The sequence below is a fragment of the Erythrobacter sp. THAF29 genome (genome assembly GCF_009363635.1).
Classification (GTDB): Bacteria; Pseudomonadota; Alphaproteobacteria; order Sphingomonadales; family Sphingomonadaceae; genus Erythrobacter.
On sequence record NZ_CP045392.1, the window covers coordinates 2,570,117 to 2,593,560 of the forward strand.

The 23,444-nt window shown below is 61.4% G+C and carries 27 protein-coding genes; 19 read left to right on the forward strand and 8 right to left on the reverse strand.

What is annotated here, in order from left to right; genetic code table 11:
• Positions 1-8 precede the first annotated feature (8 nt).
• Positions 9-836, reverse strand: coding sequence for a TauD/TfdA family dioxygenase (locus tag FIU90_RS12500; protein WP_172970257.1), 828 nt, complete (start codon positions 834-836; stop codon positions 9-11).
• Between the two features lie 327 nt (positions 837-1,163).
• On the opposite strand from FIU90_RS12500, the gene FIU90_RS12505 reads away from it, so the two are divergent.
• The 9 genes from FIU90_RS12505 (at position 1,164) to FIU90_RS12545 (ending at position 9,690) form a co-directional block, all read left to right on the forward strand.
• Positions 1,164-1,718 carry a F0F1 ATP synthase subunit delta gene (locus FIU90_RS12505; RefSeq protein ID WP_152435073.1) on the forward strand — a complete coding sequence of 185 codons (555 nt, stop codon included), beginning with the start codon at positions 1,164-1,166 and terminating at the stop codon, positions 1,716-1,718.
• 12 nt (positions 1,719-1,730) lie between these two features.
• Positions 1,731-3,260: a F0F1 ATP synthase subunit alpha gene (gene atpA / locus FIU90_RS12510; RefSeq protein WP_152435074.1), complete on the forward strand. Its 1,530-nt coding sequence runs from the start codon at positions 1,731-1,733 to the stop codon at positions 3,258-3,260.
• A gap of 27 nt (positions 3,261-3,287) precedes the next feature.
• Positions 3,288-4,157, forward strand: coding sequence for a F0F1 ATP synthase subunit gamma (locus tag FIU90_RS12515; RefSeq protein ID WP_152435075.1), 870 nt, complete (start codon positions 3,288-3,290; stop codon positions 4,155-4,157).
• 2 nt (positions 4,158-4,159) lie between these two features.
• Entirely contained in the window at positions 4,160-4,519 is a 360-nt protein-coding gene (locus tag FIU90_RS12520) for a hypothetical protein (RefSeq protein ID WP_152435076.1), read from the forward strand.
• A gap of 26 nt (positions 4,520-4,545) precedes the next feature.
• Entirely contained in the window at positions 4,546-6,003 is a 1,458-nt protein-coding gene (atpD, locus tag FIU90_RS12525) for a F0F1 ATP synthase subunit beta (protein WP_152435077.1), read from the forward strand.
• Between the two features lie 6 nt (positions 6,004-6,009).
• Positions 6,010-6,267: an ATP synthase F1 subunit epsilon gene (locus tag FIU90_RS12530; RefSeq protein ID WP_152435078.1), complete on the forward strand. Its 258-nt coding sequence runs from the start codon at positions 6,010-6,012 to the stop codon at positions 6,265-6,267.
• Positions 6,268-6,371: 104 nt separating this feature from the next.
• Positions 6,372-6,959: a hypothetical protein gene (locus FIU90_RS12535; protein WP_152435079.1), complete on the forward strand. Its 588-nt coding sequence runs from the start codon at positions 6,372-6,374 to the stop codon at positions 6,957-6,959.
• Between the two features lie 86 nt (positions 6,960-7,045).
• Positions 7,046-9,205 (forward strand): prolyl oligopeptidase family protein, encoded by a 2,160-nt coding sequence (locus FIU90_RS12540; protein WP_234029517.1) that lies wholly within the window; start codon positions 7,046-7,048, stop codon positions 9,203-9,205.
• A 245-nt stretch (positions 9,206-9,450) separates the two neighbouring features.
• Complete coding sequence (locus tag FIU90_RS12545) at positions 9,451-9,690, forward strand: DUF1153 domain-containing protein (protein ID WP_152435080.1); 240 nt, start codon at positions 9,451-9,453, stop codon at positions 9,688-9,690.
• Between the two features lie 39 nt (positions 9,691-9,729).
• Here the strand turns inward: FIU90_RS12545 and FIU90_RS12550 are convergent, their stop codons facing one another.
• From FIU90_RS12550 to glmU, 3 genes are all read right to left on the reverse strand, one after another.
• On the reverse strand, positions 9,730-10,377 hold the full coding sequence (locus FIU90_RS12550; protein WP_152435081.1) for a heme-binding protein: 648 nt from the start codon (positions 10,375-10,377) through the stop codon (positions 9,730-9,732).
• 71 nt (positions 10,378-10,448) lie between these two features.
• Positions 10,449-10,721, reverse strand: a complete 273-nt coding sequence (locus FIU90_RS12555) for an HNH endonuclease (RefSeq protein WP_152435082.1) — start codon at positions 10,719-10,721, stop codon at positions 10,449-10,451.
• Positions 10,718-12,073, reverse strand: a complete 1,356-nt coding sequence (glmU, locus tag FIU90_RS12560; protein ID WP_152435083.1) for a bifunctional UDP-N-acetylglucosamine diphosphorylase/glucosamine-1-phosphate N-acetyltransferase GlmU — start codon at positions 12,071-12,073, stop codon at positions 10,718-10,720. Before glmU ends, FIU90_RS12555 begins: the two co-directional genes overlap by 4 nt.
• Positions 12,074-12,131: 58 nt before the next feature.
• Here glmU and FIU90_RS12565 point away from each other — a divergent pair, with 58 nt between their 5' ends.
• The 7 genes from FIU90_RS12565 (at position 12,132) to FIU90_RS12595 (ending at position 16,937) form a co-directional block, all read left to right on the forward strand.
• The gene (locus FIU90_RS12565; RefSeq protein WP_152435084.1) at positions 12,132-12,815 is read left to right on the forward strand and encodes an HAD-IA family hydrolase; all 684 of its coding nucleotides are present in this window, start codon (positions 12,132-12,134) and stop codon (positions 12,813-12,815) included.
• Positions 12,816-12,960: 145 nt separating this feature from the next.
• Positions 12,961-13,890, forward strand: coding sequence for an SDR family NAD(P)-dependent oxidoreductase (locus tag FIU90_RS12570; RefSeq protein ID WP_152435085.1), 930 nt, complete (start codon positions 12,961-12,963; stop codon positions 13,888-13,890).
• Positions 13,891-13,893: 3 nt separating this feature from the next.
• Positions 13,894-14,298, forward strand: a complete 405-nt coding sequence (locus tag FIU90_RS12575) for a hypothetical protein (RefSeq protein ID WP_152435086.1) — start codon at positions 13,894-13,896, stop codon at positions 14,296-14,298.
• 116 nt (positions 14,299-14,414) lie between these two features.
• On the forward strand, positions 14,415-15,056 hold the full coding sequence (locus tag FIU90_RS12580) for a DUF4328 domain-containing protein (protein ID WP_152435087.1): 642 nt from the start codon (positions 14,415-14,417) through the stop codon (positions 15,054-15,056).
• The gene (locus tag FIU90_RS12585) at positions 15,053-15,364 is read left to right on the forward strand and encodes a hypothetical protein (protein ID WP_152435088.1); all 312 of its coding nucleotides are present in this window, start codon (positions 15,053-15,055) and stop codon (positions 15,362-15,364) included. The genes FIU90_RS12580 and FIU90_RS12585 overlap by 4 nt, the downstream gene beginning before the upstream one ends.
• A gap of 3 nt (positions 15,365-15,367) precedes the next feature.
• Positions 15,368-15,664 carry a DUF4328 domain-containing protein gene (locus tag FIU90_RS12590; RefSeq protein ID WP_152435089.1) on the forward strand — a complete coding sequence of 99 codons (297 nt, stop codon included), beginning with the start codon at positions 15,368-15,370 and terminating at the stop codon, positions 15,662-15,664.
• Between the two features lie 91 nt (positions 15,665-15,755).
• Positions 15,756-16,937 carry a hypothetical protein gene (locus tag FIU90_RS12595; RefSeq protein WP_152435090.1) on the forward strand — a complete coding sequence of 394 codons (1,182 nt, stop codon included), beginning with the start codon at positions 15,756-15,758 and terminating at the stop codon, positions 16,935-16,937.
• Positions 16,938-16,958: 21 nt separating this feature from the next.
• Here the strand turns inward: FIU90_RS12595 and FIU90_RS12600 are convergent, their stop codons facing one another.
• The 4 genes from FIU90_RS12600 to FIU90_RS12615 are packed head-to-tail and all read right to left on the reverse strand — an operon-like array spanning position 16,959 to position 20,059.
• Complete coding sequence (locus tag FIU90_RS12600; RefSeq protein ID WP_152435091.1) at positions 16,959-17,327, reverse strand: DUF2794 domain-containing protein; 369 nt, start codon at positions 17,325-17,327, stop codon at positions 16,959-16,961.
• Positions 17,327-18,055 carry a serine O-acetyltransferase EpsC gene (epsC, locus tag FIU90_RS12605; protein ID WP_152435092.1) on the reverse strand — a complete coding sequence of 243 codons (729 nt, stop codon included), beginning with the start codon at positions 18,053-18,055 and terminating at the stop codon, positions 17,327-17,329. The genes FIU90_RS12600 and epsC overlap by 1 nt, the downstream gene beginning before the upstream one ends.
• Before the next feature lie 42 nt (positions 18,056-18,097).
• On the reverse strand, positions 18,098-18,739 hold the full coding sequence (locus FIU90_RS12610) for a DnaA ATPase domain-containing protein (protein ID WP_370515060.1): 642 nt from the start codon (positions 18,737-18,739) through the stop codon (positions 18,098-18,100).
• A 12-nt stretch (positions 18,740-18,751) separates the two neighbouring features.
• A complete protein-coding gene (locus FIU90_RS12615; protein ID WP_234029519.1) occupies positions 18,752-20,059 on the reverse strand; it encodes a heavy-metal-associated domain-containing protein in 1,308 nt (435 codons plus the stop codon).
• A 69-nt stretch (positions 20,060-20,128) separates the two neighbouring features.
• On the opposite strand from FIU90_RS12615, the gene purM reads away from it, so the two are divergent.
• Genes purM through FIU90_RS12630 form a run of 3 tightly spaced genes read left to right on the forward strand, consistent with a single transcriptional unit; the run spans position 20,129 to position 23,404 of the window.
• The gene (purM, locus tag FIU90_RS12620; protein ID WP_152435093.1) at positions 20,129-21,226 is read left to right on the forward strand and encodes a phosphoribosylformylglycinamidine cyclo-ligase; all 1,098 of its coding nucleotides are present in this window, start codon (positions 20,129-20,131) and stop codon (positions 21,224-21,226) included.
• On the forward strand, positions 21,219-22,181 hold the full coding sequence (gene purN, locus FIU90_RS12625; protein ID WP_152435094.1) for a phosphoribosylglycinamide formyltransferase: 963 nt from the start codon (positions 21,219-21,221) through the stop codon (positions 22,179-22,181). Before purM ends, purN begins: the two co-directional genes overlap by 8 nt.
• Positions 22,181-23,404 carry a sulfotransferase gene (locus FIU90_RS12630; RefSeq protein WP_152435095.1) on the forward strand — a complete coding sequence of 408 codons (1,224 nt, stop codon included), beginning with the start codon at positions 22,181-22,183 and terminating at the stop codon, positions 23,402-23,404. The genes purN and FIU90_RS12630 overlap by 1 nt, the downstream gene beginning before the upstream one ends.
• The last annotated feature ends 40 nt before the right edge of the window (positions 23,405-23,444 follow it).

Genomic DNA, 23,444 nt, shown 5'->3' on the forward strand with positions numbered 1-23,444 from the left:
CCAACAAACTACGCCGCCAGCGGCTCCCCGCTCAGCGTGATGCGGTGCATTTCGCGCCGATAGCCTTTGTAATCGTTGATCGCGTTGTGCCACGTCGTGCGGTTGTCCCAAATCGCCACCGTGCCGGGCTTCCATTGCAGCCGGCACTGGTTCTCACCGGTCAGCGCGGCATCGAACAGGCGCTGCAATAGCGGCAGGCTCTCCTCGCGCGTCATGCCAACGAAATTGATCGTGAAGGCGCTGTTTACATAGAGCAGCTTGCGCCCGGTGTGGGGGTGGCGGATGACCACCGGATGGACCGCGCCGGTCTTGATATCCTGCCCGCGAAGATCCTTGCCCATGTCGGTCTGGGCATAGAGCCCGTCGGCCTTGTAGACATGGTCGGCGGTATGGAACGCCTTCAGACCCTCGATCTCGGCCTTGAGATCGTCTGACAGGGCATCATAGGCCGCTCCCATATGCGCCCATTCGGTGTCGCCGCCGCTCGGTGGCAATTCGCGCGCGACCAGCACCGATCCCATCGCCGGGATCTGGTCATAGGAATGGTCGGTGTGCCACGCCCCGCCGATATTGGTCTCCTGGTCGGGTTCCTTCTTGACCACGGAGATCTCCTCGAAGTCCTCCTGCAGCGGGAAATAGTTGTTGAGGTCGATCCCGCCCCAGCGCTTGCCGAAGCGGATGTGATCTTCGGGCGAAAATTCCTGATCGCGGAACACGGCGACCCCATGCTCATAAATCGCCTGCTTGATCTGCGTCATCTCGGCATCGCTGCAATCGGCAAGCGACACGCCCGAAATCTCGACCCCGCATTTGGGGGCCATCGGTGTCATCTTCATCGTCTCTCTCCCATAGGCGTTTCCACCTAGCGAGCGGAGTTTTGCCGATCTCTTTGGATTGCGCAAGCGCATCCACGCTCGCGATCTCCTCGGCCCTGGCGGCCCGCCAACGGCCAGTCAGGCCGAAGCCAAGGCGGGAGGAGGCCCGTCGCCCGGCGATTGAGGGCACTGCAACACATGTCTCCCATATTTCACCGCCACGCTCGCTTGCGGAATCAGATAGACATTGCTAGGCGCGCGCCAGCCTTGGCGGAGAGCCCTCTTCGGAGCTCCGAAATCGAGGCGATGCATCGTTATTCTCGAAGATCCTAAAGGACATCGAAGCGCGTGGATATTTCCGCCGGTATTCAGGCTAGCCTGGCAGGCCGTTACGCCTCAGCTCTGTTCGAACTCGCCAGCGAGGCCGGGACGGTTACGGCCGTCGAATCCGATCTCGAAAAGCTGGCAGCAGCGCTGAATGAATCGGACGACCTCAAGGCCGTCACCACCAATCCGCAGCTCTCGCGCGAAGTGCAGGGGCAGGCCGTCGCAGCCGTCGCCAAGCATCTCGGTCTTGCAGAGCTGACCGCCAATTTCCTTGGGGTGCTGGCAGACAACCGCCGCCTTTCGGCGTTGCCGGACATGATCGCCGCGTTCAAGGCGATCGCCGCAGCCCAGCGGGGCGAAGTGACTGCAACGGTCACCAGCGCGCATCCGCTTGCCGACAGCCAGCTCGCCGAACTCAAGAGCAAGCTCACGGCCCGCGAGGGTCGCACTGTCATGCTTTCAGCCGACGTTGATCCCGACCTGCTCGGCGGTCTCGTCGTCACCATCGGTTCAAAGCGCATCGACGCCTCGATCCGCACTCGTCTCAATTCTCTCGCCCAGGCCATGAAGGCTTAAAGGACAAAGAAAATGGAAATCCGCGCCGCAGAAATCTCCAAGGTCATCAAGGACCAGATCGCCAATTTCGGCACCGAAGCGCAAGTCAGCGAAGTCGGCTCCGTGCTTTCCGTGGGTGACGGCATCGCCCGCATCCACGGCCTCGACAAGGTTCAGGCCGGTGAGATGGTCGAGTTTGCCAATGGCATCCAGGGCATGGCGCTCAACCTCGAGGCCGACAATGTCGGCGTCGTGATTTTTGGCTCGGACGCCGAGATCAAGGAAGGCGATACCGTCAAGCGCACCGAAACAATCGTGGACGTGCCGGTCGGCAAGGGCCTGCTCGGCCGCGTGGTCGACGCTCTCGGCAACCCGATCGACGGCAAGGGTCCGATCGAGGCGACCGAGCGCCGCCGCGTGGAAGTGAAGGCACCGGGCATCATCCCGCGCGAGTCGGTTAGCGAGCCGGTGCAGTCGGGCCTCAAGGCGATCGACGCGCTCGTCCCCGTCGGCCGCGGCCAGCGCGAACTCATCATCGGCGACCGCCAGACCGGCAAGACCGCCGTCGCGATCGACACCTTCATTAACCAGAAGGGCGTCAACGCATCGGACGACGAATCGAAAAAGCTCTACTGCGTCTATGTTGCGGTGGGCCAAAAGCGTTCGACCGTCGCTCAGATCGTGAAACAGCTCGAAGAAAACGGCGCGATGGAATACTCGATCGTCGTCGCGGCAACCGCTTCGGAGCCTGCACCGCTTCAATACCTCGCACCCTACACCGGCTGCGCGATGGGCGAATTCTTCCGCGACAACGGCATGCACGCCGTGATCGTGTACGACGACCTTTCGAAGCAGGCCGTCGCCTACCGCCAGATGTCGCTCCTGCTGCGTCGTCCTCCGGGCCGTGAAGCCTATCCGGGTGACGTGTTCTACCTTCACAGCCGCCTGCTCGAGCGCGCGGCGAAGATGAATGGCGACAATGTTGGCGGCTCGCTCACCGCGCTGCCGATCATCGAGACGCAGGCTGGCGACGTGTCGGCATATATCCCAACCAACGTGATCTCGATCACCGACGGTCAGATCTTCCTGGAAACCGACCTGTTCTACCAGGGCATCCGTCCTGCGATTAACGTCGGTCTCTCGGTCAGCCGTGTGGGCGGCGCTGCCCAGACCAAGGCGATGAAGAAGGTCTCGGGCTCGATGAAGCTCGACCTCGCGCAATATCGCGAGATGGCGGCCTTCGCCCAGTTCGGCTCGGACCTCGATGCCGCGACCCAGAAGCTTCTCAACCGCGGTGCGCGCCTGACCGAGCTGCTCAAGCAGCCGCAGTTCTCGCCGATGCCGTTCGAAGAGCAGACCGTGTCCATCTTTGCCGGCACCAATGGCTTCATCGACGATATCCCTGTCGACCGCGTCAACGAATACGAAGAGCAGATGCTCGCCTTCTTCCGCAGCGAACACGCTGACATCCTCAAGGACATCCGCGAGAGCGGCAAGTTCGAAGACGATGTGAAGTCGCGCACGGTTTCGGCTCTCGAAGCTTTCGCCAAGCAGTTCGCCTGAACGATCCAAGATAAACGGAGCGCCTAAGTGCCCTCACTCAAGGAACTCAAAGGTCGGATCAACTCGGTCAAATCGACCCAGAAGATCACCAAGGCCAAGCAGATGGTCGCGGCAGCCAAGCTTCGCCGTGCGCAGGCTGCTGCCGAGGCCGGGCGGCCCTATGCCGAGCGGCTCGGTGCAGTCATGGCGTCGCTTGCTGGCAAGGTTTCGGGGGACAGCGCACCAAAGCTGCTCGCCGGGACCGGATCGACCAAACGCAACCTGCTCGTGGTGGTAAACACCGACAAGGGGCTGTGCGGCGGTCTCAACTCGAACATCGTCAAGGCCGCGAAGGCCAAGGCACAGGAGCTGATCGCCAAAGGGAAGGATGTCGAATTCTACCTCGTCGGCAAGAAGGGCCGCGCGCCGTTGAAGCGTGAATATGCCGAGCGCATCGGTACGCATTTCGACACCTCGACCGTGAAAACGCCGGGCTTTGACGAGGCCGATGCAATCGCTAATGAACTGATCGAGATGTACGATGCGGGCAAATTCGATGTCGCTCATCTCATCTTCCCGGTCTTCAAAAGCGCGCTCGCACAGGACCCAACAGTCAACCAGCTGATTCCGGTCCCCTCACCCGACCGGGCCGAAGACACCGAAGCCGTGGTCGAATACGAGCCGGGCGAAGAGGAAATCCTCGAAGAACTGCTCCCGCGTTACGTCAAAACGCAGATCTTCGGCGCGCTGCTGGAGCGTGAGGCATCGGAACAAGGCGCTTCGATGACCGCCATGGACAACGCGACGCGCAATGCGGGCGACCTCATCAACAAGCTGACGATCCAGTACAACCGCAGCCGCCAGGCCGCGATTACCACCGAACTCATTGAAATTATTGCAGGCGCAGAGGCACTCTGACGATGAACATCACCCCCCTCAAACTCATCGCACTCGCACCGATCGCATTGCTCGCGGCGTGCGGATCCGAAGCCCCCGTGGAACCGGCACCGGTCGAAACACCGGAGGCAACCGAACTCGATACGCCGCGCATCCCTCCGCCCGATGAGACCGTGTTTGCGGCGACCTTCGCGAAGACCTGCCCGAATGCAGAGCCGGTCAACACCTCGGCGTGCAAGCGTGCCGGCATGGGCTCGCCCGAAGTCATTTGCGAATACGGTCTGGGCGACGACGAATATTTGCGTAACGAAACCAAACTGGTCGAAGGCGAAACCGAATGGGAAATCGCCGACCCCGAAACCACTTGCGCGCAAGGCGCCTGAGAATCTGACGAAAGCAGGACATTAAAATGGCCACCGCACCCGTACTCAACCAGACCACTAACGGCACGATCAGTCAGGTCATCGGCGCTGTCGTCGACGTGCAGTTCGAAGGCGAGCTGCCGGCGATCCTGACCGCGCTCGAAACCAAGAACGACGGCAAGACCCTCGTTCTCGAAGTGGCGCAGCACCTCGGCGAAAACACCGTCCGCACCATCGCGATGGACGGTACCGACGGTCTCGTCCGCGGCCAGGAAGTGATCAACACCGGCGCGCAGATCTCGGTCCCTGTCGGTCCGAAGACCCTCGGCCGCATTATGAACGTGGTCGGCGAAGCGATCGACGAACGCGGTCCGATTGGCGCCGAACAGACCGCTCCTATCCACGCCGAAGCTCCGGAATTCGTCGACCAGTCGACCGAAGCCGACATTCTCGTCACCGGCATCAAGGTGATCGACCTTCTCGCCCCTTACGCAAAGGGCGGCAAGATCGGCCTGTTCGGCGGTGCCGGCGTGGGCAAGACCGTGCTCATCCAGGAGCTCATCAACAATATCGCGAAGGGCCACGGTGGCGTGTCCGTCTTCGCAGGCGTTGGCGAGCGTACCCGCGAAGGGAACGATCTCTATCACGAATTCCTCGACGCCGGCGTTATCGCCAAGGACGAGAACGGCAATGCCATCTCGGACGGCTCGAAGGTGGCGCTGGTCTTCGGTCAGATGAACGAGCCTCCGGGCGCGCGTGCCCGCGTTGCGCTTTCGGGTCTGACCATGGCGGAATATTTCCGCGACCAGGAAGGCCAGGACGTGCTCTTCTTCGTCGACAACATCTTCCGCTTCACCCAGGCGGGTTCGGAAGTGTCGGCACTGCTCGGCCGTATTCCTTCGGCCGTGGGCTACCAGCCGACCCTGTCGACCGACATGGGCAACCTGCAGGAACGCATCACCTCCACCACCAAGGGCTCGATCACCTCGGTGCAGGCGATTTACGTGCCTGCGGACGACCTTACCGACCCGGCGCCGGCAACCTCGTTTGCCCACCTTGACGCAACCACCACCCTTTCGCGCGCCATCTCCGAGCTCGGCATCTACCCGGCGGTGGACCCGCTCGATTCGACCAGCCGCGTTCTCGAGCCACGCGTTGTCGGCCAGGAGCACTACGAGACCGCTCGCAAGGTTCAGGAGACGCTGCAGAAGTACAAGAGCCTTCAGGACATCATCGCCATCCTCGGGATGGACGAGCTGTCCGAAGAGGACAAACTGACTGTCGCGCGTGCTCGCAAGATCCAGCGCTTCCTTTCGCAGCCGTTCCACGTGGCCGAAGTCTTCACCGGCATCCCCGGTATCTTCGTCCAGCTCGAAGACACGATCAAATCCTTCAAGGCGGTTGTGGACGGCGAATACGACCACCTTCCCGAACAGGCGTTCTACATGGTCGGCGGCATCGACCAGGCGGTGGAAAAAGCCAAGAAGCTCGCCGAGGAAGCGTAAGGCAAAATGGCACTCCACTTCGAACTCGTGACCCCGGCCAAGCTGGTCCGTTCGGAAGACGTCCACATGGTCGTCGTCCCCGGCAGCGAAGGCGAATTCGGTGTGCTCGAAGGCCACGCCCCGTTCATGTCGACCATCCGCGACGGCGCGGTTCAGGTCTACAAGAGCGAAGGCGCTACGCCTGAGACGATCGAAGTGCGCGGCGGCTTTGCCGAAGTCGGCGAAAATGGCCTGACTGTCCTGGCGGAGAAGGTCGAGGCGTAAGCTTCCCGGCTACGATAAAGACATCGAAAAGGGCGGCCCATCGGGTCGCCCTTTTTCATTGAGGTGAATGTGCTAAGTTCCTGTCCAAGCTAGGAGAACTTGGAATGAAAATCCGATTGAGGTCATGCTGCACTGCAATTATGGCGGGTGCACTCTCCCTTTCGCCCGCGCAGGGTGAAACACAGTCGACCCGCGGCATCTACGAAGGCATCGAGCTCGGCTTCAAGCTGTGTTCAACGCACATCATCGGCGAGGGCCATCTCGCGAGTGAGCATGCTGACATGCTGAAAGGCATGGGCGTGGAGCTGGTCGAAAAGATTCCACAGGATATTGCCTTGAGCACCGGCCCCCTGTTCCAGCCCGACCCCATTTTCGCTAAAATCGAGACGGTCGGCGCCAATCTCTACATCGTAACTTCCCCGGACAATATCGCTTGCCGGGTGATCGTGGCCGATACGAGTGACGCGCTGCGCAACCGCGTTCGTTTCGTCGATGCCTTGCGGCAAACCTCGACATGGACTTACGACAAGCGCCGCTCGCGCACGCTAAATGGCGAGATGCGCGAGGAGCTGACAGCCGCCGGCGGAAAGCTCGTCGCGATCATGAACGGGCCGAATACCGTGCGCGATGGTGGCAGGGGCGTACAGGCCGCTCTAACAGTCGCCGCTATCCCGCCTCGATATCTTCGGTAAAGGTGTCCGCGAAACGGAATTCTCCCTTCACATTCACGCCCTTCGCCGCCACATTCTCTCCAACGATTTCCCCAAGGAGAGGACTTTTGAAACTTGTTTCCACGCTTGCAATGGCGGCTGCCGTGACGATTACCGCTGCGACCGGCGCGACCGCCGATGACCACATGGATGAGAGCGGCGTCCCTGGCCCCGAGCAGGACCCGTATATCTGGCTCGAGGAAGCGCGCAGCGAAAAGGCGCTCGAATGGGTCGAGAAAGAGAACCAGCGCACGCTCGCCGCACTGGAGACTGATCCGCGCTTCGAGCAATTGAAGGCAGAGGCGCTCGCCATCTATGATAGCGAAGATCGCATCCCCTATGTGAGCTTTCGGCCCGACGGCCTTTACAATTTCTGGCAGGACAAGGAGAACCCCAAGGGACTGCTCCGCCGCACCACGCTGGAATCCTATCAGACCGATGAGCCTGAATGGGAAACCGTACTCGATATCGATGCGTTGGCGGCCGAAGAGGGCAAGGAATGGGTGTACAAGGGCTCGACCTGCCTGCCGCCTGCCCTGACAAAATGCATGATCGCTCTGTCGGATGGTGGCGAGGACGCGACCATTTTGCGCGAGTTCGACACCTCGACCAAGAGTTTCGTTGAGGGTGGCTTCGCGATCGAGGAGAAGAGCCAGGGCGGCGTTTCATGGATCGATGAAGACACGCTGCTCGTCGGACGCGACTTCGGCGAAGGCACGCTCACGGAAAGCGAATACCCGTTCACCAGCCGCGTATGGAAGCGCGGCACCGAACTTGCCGACGCGCCGGAAATCTTCCGCGGCGAACCAAGTGACGTGTGGGCAGGTGCAAGCCTGCTTCGCGACAACACCGGCACAATTCATGCGCGCACAGCCTTCCGCGGCGTCAGCTTCCACGAAGCGGAGTATTACGTCGAGAAGGACGGCGAGTGGCTCAAGCTCGACATTCCCAAGAAGGCCTCGCCCTACGGCATCGTCGATGGACACCTGCTCTATACGACCGATGTCGATTGGGAAGTGGACGGCAAGGTATTCCCGGCCGACAGCCTGATCGCGGTCGATCTTGAGGAATGGAAAGCCAATCCGAATGGCGCGGAAAAAACGCTCGTCTGGGCTCCCGGAGAGCGCCAGACCAAGCGTGGTGGCGCAATCACCGGCAACGCTCTGTTCGTGGGGCTGCTCGACAACGTCGTCGGAAAAGTTCTGAAGTTCAACTATGTCGACGGCGAGTGGGTGAGCGAGCAGGTCGAACTGCCCGACAATGCAACCGTGGGCATCGCGGCGAGTTCGGACGAGACCGATCAGATCATGTTCACGGTCACCGACTTTCTCAATCCGACGACGCTCTATTATGCGGACGGAACCGATACGCCGCGCGTCATCAAGACCAGCCCAAGCTATTTCGACAACACCGGCATGAGCGTCGAACAGCATGAGGCGACCAGCGCGGACGGAACCAAAATCCCCTATTTCGTGGTCAAGCCGGCGGGCATGGAGATGAACGGTAAAACCCCCGTGCTGATGAGCGGTTATGGCGGCTTCCAGATCCCGCGCCTACCGGGCTATCTCGGCACGACCGGCAAGCTGTGGCTCGAACGCGGCGGCGCATATGTGCTCGCAAACCTGCGTGGCGGCGGCGAGTTCGGTCCAGGCTGGCACCAGAGCGCGATTCGCGAGAACAAGCAGCGGACATGGGATGATTTCATCGCCGTTGCCGAAGACCTGGTGGATCGGGGCTTCACCAGCCCCCAGCATCTCGGGATCCAGGGAGGATCGCAGGGCGGGTTACTGGTCGGCACCGCATTCACCCAGCGGCCCGACCTGTTCGGCGCGGCGATTGTCGCGATCCCGCTGTTCGACATGCTCCGCTATCACGAGATCGGTCGCGGTGCCTCATGGATCGGCGAATATGGCGATCCGCGCATTCCTGAGCAGCGCGCGTGGATCGAGGGCTATTCGCCCTACCAGAAGATCGCTGAAGGCGTGAACTACCCCACCCCGTTCTTTTGGGCTTCGACCGCCGATGATCGCACCCATCCGGCACACGCGCGCAAGGGTGCGGCGAAGATGGCCGGGCTCGGACACGACTACTACTACTTCGAAGATACGGTCGGCGGACACTCCGGCGGCGTCGACAATGAACAGCGCGCCAAGCTCCAGGCGCTGCAATATATCTACCTGATGCAGCAGCTGATGGACGATGCGGATGAAGCGGTTGCAGGCGGCTGAACTCCACCGACTCGACTGGACAGACAAGGGCGGCCCCTCGACGGGGTCGCCCTTTTTTTGCAAAAAATTCAAGCTGTAAAATGAACCGACACTTTTCGCTCATTTCATCGCATGGGCAGCACGTAGGGCGGCGTCAACGCGAAATTAACCATGCTTGGTAGCTCCGCATTAAGTGTGAAATCACGATCCTTCTCCTCGCAACGAAGGGCGTTGTGAATGAGGGGCATTGAAGAAGGAGCAAGAACGTGACGTACCCCCGAGACCTCTCGATCGCCGACGTGATCAAGCAGTATGGCCTGCCCAAGTCGCACCGGGTCTACTGGTCGAAATCCAAGAAAGCCGATGTTGTTCAGGCGGTCCATGACCGCGTCATCAGCTTTCATGAAGCGCGCGAGCGCTATCTCCTGAGCCGCAGCGAATTCGAGCAATGGGAGCGCGAGGCAGGTGTCATGCCCGCCCCCGAACGTGACCTCGAAGTAGCCTAAGGCGTACCCGACGGAGCGGCGGCCGAAGCCCCCTACCCCCTATTCGGCCGCCACTTCGACCATGACTTCGTTGCGACGAAGCGGCCCCGGCACCATGGGAGCATCGTAGAACGCGTATTCGACGCTGCCGACCTGGGTCAGACCCTTGCGCTCGATCCAGTCGTTGAGCATCCCTTCCATCACAGCCAAATCGCTGTTGCGGCCATAACCGTCGAAGCGAACCGCCGCGATCCGGCGCCCGGGCACTTCACTGAGGGTAATGTCCGCAGGTGGCGTGGGGAGCGTCTCCATCGTATACTTCGCCGGCATGACAAAGCGCATGCGCCAGATATCGCCATCGGTGTTTTCCTGCATGACCGGCGCGGTCATCGCGATCTTCTCATTCTGGTCGACTTTCTCTGTCAGCACCGGTGCGGTCATGGCGATATCCTCGCCGCCCTCGGGCCGGTCCTGCCCGAAAATATAGGCGGCGAGCCTGCGGAAGCTTGCCCCGCTCGCCTGACGGCGCGTGCCGGTATGGATGACCTCGGCGACGATCATCGGTTTGTATTGGCGAAGCTCGAAACCGTCTTCGTCCAACAAGACCTCATAGCCTGGCTCTTCGATGTCGCGATATTGAGCAACGGCCGCAACCGCTCCAACGGCTGCGATGCCTACGCCCGCAGCGATCCACTTTGCCATGCCCATATTCGCGCTCCTGATAATTCGTGTGCCTTATCAGCAGCTACGAGCGCCGATGCTTCCCGGATGCGAGGCGTTCAGCGGCGGGTGGGCGCGTGAAAATCCGGCGGCTTGCTCGCGATCCAGGCTACATACTTCGCGATGGCTGGCTCTGCGCGCACGGTTGCGGGATCATCGCCAATTCGCGCCAGCTCGGCATTGGTGAAGTTCGCGTGGATTGTCTTGTGACAGATCGGATGGACTGGAACGGTCCCTCGCCCCTTTTTCGCCTTGGGCACCGGATGGTGCCACTGGACGCGCGTTTCGAACCTGCGTCTACAGAGCCGGCAAGAGAGGGTTTCGTCGCTCACTTGTCCTTCTTTGCCGCCGCCTTTTTCTTCTTCATCGTGTCGTGGAAACGGTCTGCCCAGCCGGGTTTTACGATCTGCTCTCCGCGAACCATGCGAAGGTCGCCCGCACCAACATCGCGACTGACTGTCGAACCTGCCGCGACAATCGCGTCTGGGCCAATCTTCACCGGGGCAACCAGCGCGCTGTTCGAACCGATGAAAGCGCGTTCACCGATTTCGGTGTGATACTTGAAGTAGCCGTCGTAATTGCAGGTGATGGTGCCTGCGCCGATATTCGCGTTCGCGCCCACGGTCGCATCGCCGATGTAGGAGAGATGGCTGGCCTTTGCGCCCTTGCCCAACACCGCCTTCTTCATCTCGACGAAGTTACCCACGAAACTGCCTTCCAGCATCACCGCACCCGGACGCAGGCGGGCGAACGGGCCGACCTGCGCACCGCTCGCGATAGTAGCGCCTTCGATGTGGCAAAACGCCTTTATGTGGACATCGTCGGCGATTTTGACGCCGGGTCCGAAAACGACATTGGGTTCGACCAGAACATCGCGTCCGATCTCGGTGTCCCAACTGAAGAACACGGTCTCGGGAGCGCGCAGCGTCGCACCGTTCGCCATCGCTTCTTCGCGTTTGAAGGCCTGCCACTGTGCTTCGGCAGCTGCGAGTTCCGCACGTGAGTTGATCCCGGCGACTTCGGCTGCGTCGGTTTCGACCACCTGCACCGTGTCGCCGCGCGCAATCGCTCCAGTGGCGACGTCGGGGAGGTAGTACTCGCCCTGCGCGTTGTCGTTACCGACCGCTTCGAGGAGCGGCCACATATCGTCCGAATGCGCGATAATCAGTCCCGAATTGCAAAGGTCGCAGGCGCGTTCTTCGTCGCTTGCGTCCTTGAATTCGACCATTTTGATGACCCTGCCGCTCTCGTCGGCGATGATGCGGCCATATTGCAGCGGATCCTCGGGTCGGAAACCGAGCACTGCAACCTTCGCCCCGTTCTCTAGCGCGCCGGTCAGTTTGCGAACGGTTTCGGCCCTCACCATCGGGCAATCCCCGAAGCACACGAGGATGTTGCCTGAAAATCCCGCAAGCGCGTCCTTCGCTTGCAGGGCAGCGTGAGCAGTCCCGAGCTGCGGATCCTGTAGAGCGGTGCTGACCTCGCGATCAGCAAGCGCCTCGTCCAGCTGCTCGCGTTTGTCACCGACTACCACCACGGTCCTGCTTGGAGAAAGATCGGCGAGACTGTCGAGCAGGTGCATCAACATTGGCTTGCCTGCGATCGGGTGGAGGACCTTGTGCAGGTCGCTCTTCATGCGGGTGCCCTTGCCTGCGGCAAGGATGATGGCGGCAAAATCGGTCATATGCGCCACATGGCACCAAACGCTTGCGGTTTGAAGTCGTATCCGCCACCGCCCGCAAATGACGGAATTCCCCTTTTCAGCAGTCGGGTTCGACCTCGACGGCACGCTGCTCGATACGTTCCGCGATCTCGGCGCGGCGGTGAACCATGCGCTAGCGCTGGGCGGGTTCGATCCGGTCCCGGTCGGAAGCTCGAAAGACCTGATCGGTGGCGGGGCGAAGATCATGCTCGCCCAGGCCGTGGAGAAGCAGGGCGGCATGCCCGAGGACGAGTTCCGCCAACTCTACAAGTCCATGCTGGCCTACTATGCCGAAAACAACGCAGTGCATACCGAGCCTTACCCCCACGCCCGGGAGGTTGTGGAGGATCTGGCCTCGCGCGGCGTGCGTATGGCGGTGGTCACCAACAAGTTCGAGGAATTCGCCCGCGCAATCCTGACCCAGCTGGAATTTATCGAACCGTTCGAAACCGTGATTGGCGGCAACAGCATGGGCAAAGGTGAGGACGGAAAATTCCTCGCCAAGCCGCATCCTGCCCCCGTCATCGAGGCGCGAGAGCGATGCGGTGGCGGCAGCTTCGCTTTTATCGGCGATTCGACCTACGACGTGAAAGCAGCGCGCGGCGCGGGCCTTCCGGTGATCGCGGCAGCCTATGGGTACTGTGATTTGCCCCCCAATGAGCTTGGGGCAGACGGCGTGATCGATTCGCTCAACGGCCTCATTCCTGCCCTTGAGGCGCTGTAAGCATCAGCCCTTCCCTTACGGCGCGCTTGGCAAGCGAAGGCGGCTGTTGCAACGCAGCAAAGAAAATGCCACCGAGCAACCCACAATAGTTTACGCGCGCGTAAAGCGTGCAAGCCCAAAACAGGACGCAGGAAAGGATTCCCCCATGAGCATCGATTTCAAGGACAAGGTCGCAATCGTCACCGGCGCAGGCGGCGGTCTGGGCCGCGAATACGCGCTCGAGCTTGCCCGCCGCGGCGCAAAGGTTGTCGTCAACGATCTGGGCGGCGCACGTGACGGCACCGGCCATTCGGATATGGCGCTGCAGGTCGTTGAAGAAATCGAAAAGGCCGGCGGTGAAGCCATTTCGAACGGCGGCTCCGTCACGGAATACGACCAGATGGAGAAGATGGTCGCCGACGCAAAACAGAAATGGGGCGGCGTACACATTCTCATCAACAATGCTGGTGTGCTGCGTGACAAGACCTTCCACAAGATGAGCCCGGAAGACTTCGAGTTCGTCGTGAAGGTCCATCTCACCGGTTCGGCCTTCGTGACCAAAGCGTGCTGGGAAACTTTCCGCGAGCAGGCCTATGGCCGCGTGCTGATGACCGCGTCCTCGACCGGCCTCTTCGGCAATTTCGGCCAGGCGAATTATGGCGCTGCGAAGCTCGGTCTTGCCGGACTGACCAAAACGCTCCAGCTCGAAGGCGCGAAGTACAACATCAAGGTCAACACGCTCTCGCCTGTCGCCGGCACCCGCATGACCGAAGATCTCTTCCCAGAAGAAGCCTTCAAGCTGTTCGATCCCGTGAATGTCGTCCCGGCCGCCCTCTACCTCGTGAGTGAAGAGGCGCCTACCAATGCTATCGTCGGCGCGGGCGCTGGCGGCTACCACTCGGCGTGGACCGTGATGAACGATGCCGTCTGGCTGCCAGAGGGCGAGCGCACGGTCGAAGGATTTGCCGAAAATTGGGACAAGATCTGCGAGTTTTCGAACCTGAAGGCACCGCAAAGCGGTTCCGAACAATCGGCCGCGATCCTGACCGCGATGCAGAAGGTCACGGGAACGGGTCCTTCCAGCGCGCGCGGCTAACCCTTGACTGAATACTGGCTAGCAGCCGCAATCGGGGCGGGCATCGGGATTACGATGCTCGCCCTTTTTGCGCGCCTGCCTGCCAGGTCTCTCGCCGAGACCAGCTTCCTCGGTCTGGCGATCATGCTGGCTATCTATATCGGCGCACGGCTGGTCTCGGGGACGCTCACAGACGTCATATACGAGACTCTCTTCGCGACGGGTGCCGTCCTTTTCGCTCGGTTCGCCATGGCGCGCTGGCTTCCGGCAATCGGCATCGCGATTTTCCTGCACGGCACCTATGACGCCTTCGTCGGGCCGCATACTGGCGTTGCAAGCTGGTATCCGCCGCTTTGCGCGGGGTTCGACTTTGTCGTCGGCGTCGTGCTCACGCTGTTGCTTGTACGCAAGGCCCGCCAGCCCTCCTGACCCCGAGCAGACAATTCGCTTGCATTTCCATGCCCCTCGCGCAGGATTGCGCCTTAGGGTCGTTCGCGTTGGGAGGCGCACAGGCCTGACGGGGATCATTTCAGGGGGTCGCACCTATGCAAGCCAAGAACCTGCGCACGCTGGCGCTGATCATAACCATTTGCGGTTGGGGCGTGGTCGCGCTCTCGCTCATCGCCGCACTTTCGCAAGCAGCATGGCTGGTGAGCTACACGCAGTTCGCCGAGAGCCCGGTCATGCTGGCGGTTTCCGGTATTACGGGAGCGATCAACAATCTCGTCTATCTCATTTCGGTCATTCCTGTGCTGATCTGGATCTACACTGCGCACGATAACCTGCGCAAAACGGGGGTGACCGGCCTCAAACGCTCGCCTGGCTGGGCGACTTTTAGCTTCTTCGTTCCGATCGCCAACCTGTTCGTACCTTTCGGCGCGATGCGCGAGCTTGCCAATCGCAGCGCGGGCGAGCCCGAGGAACTGGCCGAGGCAAGCGTCGACGAGGTGACGAGCTGGTGGGGCTGCTGGCTCGGATCGCTCCTGCTCGCAGCAATCCTGCTGATCGTCGCACTGATCGATTCGGTGCCGGGCCTTTTCGTCACCACGCCGTTCTGGGCGCACCAGCTGCTGATGATCATGCAATTGGTGCTTACGGCAGGGGCCGCATTCTTCCTCGTCAAGGTCGTGAAGCTGATCACCGCGAGCCAGATCGACGGCGCAAGCGTGCTGAGCACTTTCGAATGAACACCGTAGCCTACCCAGCGGATTCGGGCCATGCGCGGCTCCGCACCATTGCCACTATCACCAAGCCCCTGATCGCCATAACCGGGGCCCTTAGCCTCGCGAGCGCGATTGCCGTCGCCCTGTTACTTGGCGACAGTCAAATCATGTATGAATTCGTCTTCGGCGACTTGATGCTGATCGAACTGGTCGTGGTAGCCTATGCCATCGTTTTCTTTGCGAGCGCTATCGCCGTTTCATTCTGGCTCTATCGCGCGCACACTAACCTCATGGAAGGCGACACTCCCGGAGCGATGACCCAGGGCGGCTGAGCAATCGGCTGGTATTTCATCCCGATCGCCAACCTGTTCAAACCGTACCAGTCGATGAAGGAGCTGTGGCAGGGCAGTGTCGAACAGCAAATCGATACCAACGAGACGGCTCCGGGGCTGATATGGCTCTGGTGGATCAGCTGGATCGTCAGCAGTGCTTCGGGTTTCGGAGAGGAGTTTACCTCTCTCGATGTCATTGCGTTCGCGGCAGCTGCCGTTTCGGCAGGCGCGCTCTACGTCATCGTCGAGCGGATCACCGCCGCACAGCCGACAATGTCCGTCACGAAAACATTCAAGTGAGCGTCTTTGTCAGGCTCTACAGGCGTGTACCGCAGCGTATTGACACAGTAATACACCTTGGATAGCTTCCCGCGCCATTGGGAGAGATGCCATGTACAGCGAAGACGACATAAATTCCGCCGTGGCCGCCGGGGCGCTGAGCCCCGAAGCCGCGCAGAGCTTTCGCGCTCACATGACCGAAATGCGCGCCCTGCCGCGCTCTTCGGAAGAGGATTTCCGCCTCATCAACAGCTTCAACGACATTTTCGTAAGCATCGGGATAGTGATCCTGCTGCTCGCGGTCGGAGCGATCGGACAGGCCATTGCAGGCGCGATCGCGCCTGCTGATGATTTCTGGGCGCTGGTCCGCTCCAACCCGCAACCGACGCCCGAACAGATGGAGGCGTGGCGTGAGGCCAACAACCTGAAGCAGGCGTGGCAGATTTCGCTCACCGGCCTGTTTGTCGCGGCAACCGCGTGGCCGCTCGCCGAATTTTTCACCCGCAAGCGTCGCATGGCACTGCCTTCGATCATCCTGCTGCTCGCCTTCGTCGGCGGTACGTTTGCGACGGTCCTCGGCCTCGCGGTCAACATCGTCGAAAATGGCAATGACCAGCTTGGCGCGGTGATGATCGCGCTGGCTGCTCTGATCGCAGCTGTTGCCGCCTTCGTGCACTGGAAACGCTTCATGGTTCCGATCACGGTGGCCGCAGGCGCTGCCGCCGTGGCGGCGACTGTGATTGCGCTGGCAATCGCTGCGATCAGTCCAAACCGGGCGAACGAGACTTTGCTGCTTTCGCTCGTATTTGTGGCCGGTCTCGCGGTGTTCGCCTTTGCAATGCGCTGGGACATTTCCGACCGCGAGCGCACCACACGCCGCAGCGATGTCGCCTTCTGGCTGCACCTGCTCGCAGCACCGATGATCGCGCATCCGATCTTCTCGCTCATCGGCGTGACCGAGGGCGACAATATCGGTGTCGGAGCGGCGTTCGGTGTGGTTGCGGTCTATATCGGCTTCGGCCTCATCGCGCTCGCGATCGACCGCCGTGCGCTGCTCGTATCGGCGCTCGCTTACGTGCTGTTTGCGCTCACCTTCCTGTTCCGCGAATTCGGAGCAGTGGAGTTGAATTTCGCGCTGACAGCGCTGGTCATCGGCTCTGCACTGCTCAGTCTTTCGGCTTTCTGGCAGCCGATCCGCCGCAGCGTGGTATCGGCCCTGCCCGAAAATATCCGCGCAGCACTGCCTCTGACGAGCGATGCACCGGTGCCGGTTGCAAACGCCACCACCGCCTGACCGGGAGCCTGCCGCCTTCGCCTAGCTGTCGTCGACGGCTTTGAGGAGGCGGCGCTCCATAGGGGCCAGCACGCCTGCAAGTTCGTGACCACGTTTCAGGATCTGCCCGTGCTCGCCGAACAAGGTCCAAATTCCCTGCTTGTTTCGTAGGGCCGGGCGTTTCTCCACCCGCGCCTGTGGCCGCTCGGCAGTGCGGCGGAAAGCGGCGAATGTTGCTGCGTGCTTGTCAAAGTCCATGGCGTAATCGCGCCACTGACCTGCAGCGACCATGCGCCCGTACAGATCAAGGATGCGCTGAAGCTCTTCGCGGTCGAAGCCGACCTGGCCATTAGCCTTGCCGGGAAACGAGACAACCTGCCCCGGAATGCCCGGGCCGACACCGGAATTCATCAGCTACCGGTTCCGCTTTTCTTGGGATCAAGATCGAGCGAGGCCTGTTCGGGCTGCTTTGCCGGATCGGCCCGCTCAGCCTTCAGCGCGGCGATCTCGGCCTTCATCGCAGCCAGTTCCCCTTCCAGCTTTTCGATGCAGTCTATCCGGTTGCCCTCGGCGTCCTCGCAAGGCGTGCCATAAGGCATGAATTCGCGGGCCCATTCCTCTGCCGGGACAAGCGTGGACCGCGCTTTTACGCCCACCATCGTTCCACCGGCTGGCACGTCTTCCATAACCACCGCATTTGCGCCCACCCTGGCGCGCTCTCCGACCGTGATCGGCCCGATGATCTGCGCGCCCGATCCGATAATGACATTGTCTTTCAGCGTCGGGTGTCGCTTTCCTCCGACACCATTGGTGGGGTTGGTGCCGCCAAGGGTTACGCATTGGTAGATGGTCACATTGTCGCCGATCTCGGCCGTTTCGCCGATTACGGTGAAGCCGTGGTCGATGAAGAAGTTCTTTCCGATGGTCGCGCCCGGATGAATGTCGATCGCGGTGATCATGCGCGAGAAATGGTTCACGAAACGCGCCAGGAAAAAGAGCTTTGCATCAAAAAGCCAGCGCGCAATTCGGTGGAAGAACAGCGCCCAAACTCCTGGATACAATAGAATTTCCCAGCGGGAGCGCGGGGCCGGATCGCGTGCCCGGACCGAGTCCAGATAGTTCTTCAGACCATCAAACATGGTGTTTTTCTCCCACCAAACCCGGTGCGTTGCAAGCTGGGGCTACAACAGTTTTTGTTGTTCGGGCCCTTGCAAGGCTTCCAGCGCGGCGCGCCACACCGACATGGTGGCAGGCACTTGGCGTTCAAGGCTGATGCGATCAATCGTCGCAACCAGCTTTTCGATGGCGGCAAAGCTTCGCTCGGTGCGCGGTACGAGATACTCCGCTGCTCCGTCCGCCATCGTAAGGGAGCGAGCTTCGGCGTGAGCGTGGATCAATTCGGCGGCCATCTCGTCATCAGGCTCCCCAACCTCGAGCTGGAGCGACCCTCCCAGCCGCGATTTGAGGTCGGGCAGAACGATTTCCCAAGGTTGTGCATCGGCGATCAGCAGCAGGGGTTCGCCTGCCTTCGATCCACCTTCCTGGCTTGCATTCCAGCGATGGAACAGCTCGGTCTCGTCCATGGTGTCCGCACCGTCGATCACTTTAATGCCCTGCCCCCCTGCCCAGCGCCCGATCAGAGACTTGCCCGATCGCGGAGGACCGGTGAGTACTGCGGTGTGGAAAGGCCAGCGGGCCGGATCTCTCAATGCCTCGATAATGTGCGCATTGGCGCGGCCCACAACCACACGTTGTGCTTCCATCCCCTCGCGCGGGACGAGCGGGAGCGCGATCTGAGCGGTTGAGGTTGCGGCCTTCGCCATGGCGCGGCCCTCTTAACGACTGATGGCGAGCGCGTTTGCACCCTGGCGGACATTGAATCCGCGCGCGCGCAGCGCCGCTGCGAGTTCGTCGAGCGATCCGGCAAAGCTCACATTCATGACAGAAGTGCCGCCCATGGCAGTACTCGTCACGGATACGCCGCGCACGCCCGGCGTCCCGCGAACACTCGAGAGCGCACCATCGAATGCACCGGCATCGGGGGTCGCGAATTGAACCACGTAGCTGCTCACCGTTGCTGAAGCCGGTGTGGCAGTCGCTGAGGATTCGGTCGACGACTGCCCGGTGGCAGCAGCCTCTGCAGCCGCAGCAGCAGCGGCATCACGAGCGCGGATCGCACGGCCAATTTCGATCAGCCGCTGAAGTGCTGGATCGATTTCACCGGAACCTCCAAGACGCAAGGTCGGATCAGGGCGCAGTTTCCCGTCGACGAGCGCCTGCTCGTAAATCGAGTCCATGCGCTCGACTGCCGCTCTCAGCATTTCAGCGAGCCCTGCCGGGCTGTCCGATTCGAGCTCGAAGCTTTCCAGGAATTCGTTGTCGGGGCCGTATCGCGCGGTGAATGTGCCTCTGATCGGTCCGCCCGGAAACTGGTGGTCGAGCCGAGCAATCGGGATCAGCACGTCGGCGGCACCATACTGATCGAGCGTCGAGCTCCACCACGCTCGGCTGCGGCGCCCGGTCTGCCCGAAAGTCAGCAGGAGCGAATCACCGCCGGCTCCGGTCGGGCGAACGTAATCGATCCGGCTTCTTCCGGGATTGAACTCAGCCCACGCCCGTTGCCAAGGATTGCGAACCTCGAAGGTGGTGTAGGTGCCTGCGCTCACAGTTACCGGGATCAGCATCATCGGCGCAGAGGAGCGCGCTTGCGAGGCCCCGCCCAGGTAACGCGAGGCGCGCTGGCGGTCGAAAATCACGCCGAGCGTCGCGATATAGCGCTTGGGCCCGATCCGCTCGCGCTGGATCACGATGGCCGAGACCATGCCGGAAAGCTGGCTGTCGGAGATCGGCGGGCCGTCGACGCGCTGCCATGCGATGCGTTGAGCCTCTTGCCACGCTTGTTGGCGCGCTTCCTCACCGCTGGCGGCACGCACATCGACTTCGATCCCGCGTACCTCGATATCTGCGCTGGACGCGGTCGGCGCGATCCCTCGGTCACCGGCAACCTGCGCGACCACGAGATATGTTCCTGCAAGCAGTGCCAGCGCGACCAGCGCGGCGCTCGCTCGGCGCAGCCATGCGGGGGTGCTTCCGCGCTTTTGGGCCTCTCTGGTAGGGCCGGAAAGAGTGATTGTCACAGCCATCGGGGAAATCAGCGGCCTTTTGCCCAAAGGCGAGTGGAATTCCAAGCCTGAAAGGCTAAAGCCAATACCATGAGTGGAAAGAACTCCCCTTACACCTACGCCGATGCCGGCGTTTCCATCGATGCGGGCAATGCGCTGGTCAAAGCGATCGCGCCGCTGGCCAAGTCTACTGCACGCCCGGGCGCGACGAGCGACCTGGGCGGCTTTGGCGGATTCTTCGATCCGAAGGCGGCGGGCTATTCCGATCCGCTGCTTGTCGCTGCGAATGACGGGGTTGGGACAAAACTGAAGCTTGCAATCGATTTCGACAAGCATGACACGGTCGGCATCGATCTGGTTGCTATGTGCGTAAACGACCTGATCGTTCAGGGCGCGGAGCCGCTTTTCTTCCTCGACTATTTCGCGACCGGCCACCTGGAAAATGGGGTTGCCGAGCGCGTCGTTGCCGGGATCGCAGAGGGGTGCAAGCAGGCCGGATGCGCGCTCATCGGTGGCGAAACGGCGGAAATGCCCGGCATGTATGCAGACGGCGATTACGACCTTGCCGGTTTCTGTGTCGGAGCGGTGGAACGCGGGGAGCAGTTGACCGGCGAGAAGGTCGCACCCGGCAATGTGCTGCTTGGCCTGGCGAGCTCGGGCGTGCATTCGAATGGCTATTCGCTTGTGCGCAGGCTTGCGGCGGATTTCGGCTGGAAGCTCGACCGTCCTTCCATATTCGATCAGGATCGGCTGCTGATCGATGCGTTGATCGAGCCGACCCGAATTTATGTGAAGAGCCTGCTCCCGCTGATCCGCGGAGGGCTGGTGAATGGCCTTGCACACATCACCGGAGGCGGGCTGCTCGAAAACATTCCTCGAATTCTGCCGGATGGCGCGCACGCGGTTGTCGACGCGGACAGCTGGGAGCAGCCATGCCTGATGGCATTTCTGCAGGCGCAGGGTGCCATCGAACCTGCCGAAATGGCGCGGACGTTCAATTGCGGCGTCGGCATGGTCCTCGCGGTCGAGAGCGGCGAGGCTGACAAGATTGTCTCCCGGCTTGAAGAAGCGGGCGAAACCGTGATGCGCGTCGGCATGATAGAGGCTGGCGAAAAAGGCTGCACCGTGCGCGGTTCACAGGGCTCTTGGAGCGCGAAGGACGCTTGGGAGGCTGTCCACCTTGCATAAGGCCAAGGTTGCCATCTTCATATCCGGTGGCGGCACGAACATGGCCGCATTGCTCTATGCCAGCCTGCTAGACGGTGCGCCTTTCGATGTCGTGCTGGTCGCCAGCAACAATGCCGATGCGGGCGGGTTGGAGATAGCGGCGGCCGAGGGCATCCCAACCTTCGTCCATTCGCACAAAGGGCACTCGCGTGAAGACCACGACGCAGCGATGGAAGCGGCCTTGGTCAAAGCAAACGCCGATTACCTCGTCCTCGCGGGCTATATGCGCATCCTCTCCGACGAATTCGTAAAACGTTGGGAAGGCCGGATCCTCAACATCCACCCTTCGCTGCTACCGAAGTACAAGGGGCTCGACACGCACAAGCGCGCAATTGATGCGGGCGACAGCCACGGGGGTGCGAGCGTGCATATTGTCACCCCCGAACTCGACGCGGGAGAAGTCCTCGCGCAGGTAAGGGTGGCGATCCGGGACGACGAAACCCCCGAAAGCCTGGCTGACCGCGTAAAGTTCGCCGAGCACCAGCTTTATCCGCGCGCCGTCGCCGATTATGTCTCGCGCGGCTACGATGCCGATTACCTTTACGAACGCGTTCGCAAGCTCGCACTCGCTCTTCCCGAAACCCATGCCCGCGATAGCCATGGTTCGCCAGGCTTCCGTGTGGGAACCGAGAAATCGGGCAAGTTCTTCGCCCATTTCAACAACCAGCACCACGGCCAAGAGCATATCGCCGTACTCGTGAAGACCAGTGGCATGGACGAGCTGCTGGACCTCGTCGAAGGCCAGCCAGACGTTTACTTCAAACCGGCCTATTACGGCGCGAGCGGCTGGATCGGGCTGATCCTCAATCGTCCGGGCGTCGACTGGGATCACGTCTCCGAGTGGCTGGAGCGAAGCTGGCGCAGTGTGGCTCCTGCACGGCTCACCAGGCTGATGGATGCAGCGGACGAGTTCTGATGGCGAGCCTGCCCGAACGCAATCACCCGCTTGCCCGCGCACCGATCGTGGACAAGGCCAACGGCTGGTTGCAGCAGGCATGGGACAGGGGATGGCTCCCCCCGCCCTCGCTCGATCCGGACGATCTCTGGGCATCAGCGGCCAAGGGTTTGGGCGGCCGGGCGGATGAGGCCGAAATCGCCGGTCGCTCTCCGGAAGACGTCGCGGATTTCCGCCTCCGGCTCGAAAAGCTCTGCGCTGCCGTTATCGCCGAGGCCGACCTCAATGCGCTTGGCAAGGCAATGGCATGGGGGCAGCTGGTTCGCGTTATCCGCAACCGACTGAAGTTTGGCGCGTTATGGGCGAGCCGCCCGGAACTGCTGGCAACCAGGCTCGCTCCGCCGATCATCGTCATCGGCCATATGCGGAGCGGCACCACGCGCATCCACAAGCTGCTGGCCGCCGACCCGGCGCACTCCGCGACTCGCTATTGCGATGCCTCGCACCCGGTGCCTAGTTTTCCCGACATGCGCCGGCTGAAGGGCGCAATCGATCTCATGATGATGCGCCGGATCAATCCGTGGATCGATGTCATCCATCCGATGGCCAGCGGTGAAGTTGAGGAGGAGCTCAACTGGATAGCGGCGGCGCTCAATCATTCGATCTACGAATCGCAATGGCGGATACCAAGCTATTCCGCCTTCAGCGAAGCGCGCGACCCCACCCCGGTCTACCGCGAATTCGCGCGGATGCTTAAGACCGATGCCGCGCATCGTGGGCTTGCAGGCAAACCGCGCGTACTCAAGGTCCCAGCATTTTCCGAAGATCTCGCAACCCTGCTGAAAGCGTTTCCCGATGCCCGCCTCGTTCTGGCCGACCGCGCGCACGATGCAGTGCTGAGGAGCGCAGTATCGCTCGTTGCCAACCAGATGGCGATCCAGTGCGATTCCTGCGACCTTAGCTGGATTGAAACTGAGTGGCGTCGCAAGCTGGCGCTTCGCGAAGCGCGGATGGCGACGGCTCTCGAAGGCTGGCGCGGCGCCGTCACACGCATGCATTTCGATGATCTCAACGCCGATTGGGAAAGCGAGATCGCGCGCACCTATGCCGAGTTGGGCCTCGACCTGACGCCAGAAGCCTTTGCAAACATGCACGAGGTGATGGAAAGCAGCGAAAGCAGCCATCATCGCGCACATTCCGCGCAGCTCGCCCATTTCGCCAAGAGCGCCTCGCGCGCGGACTAGTTGCAAGCGAAAAGGGCCGCCCTGTTGAGGACGGCCCTCC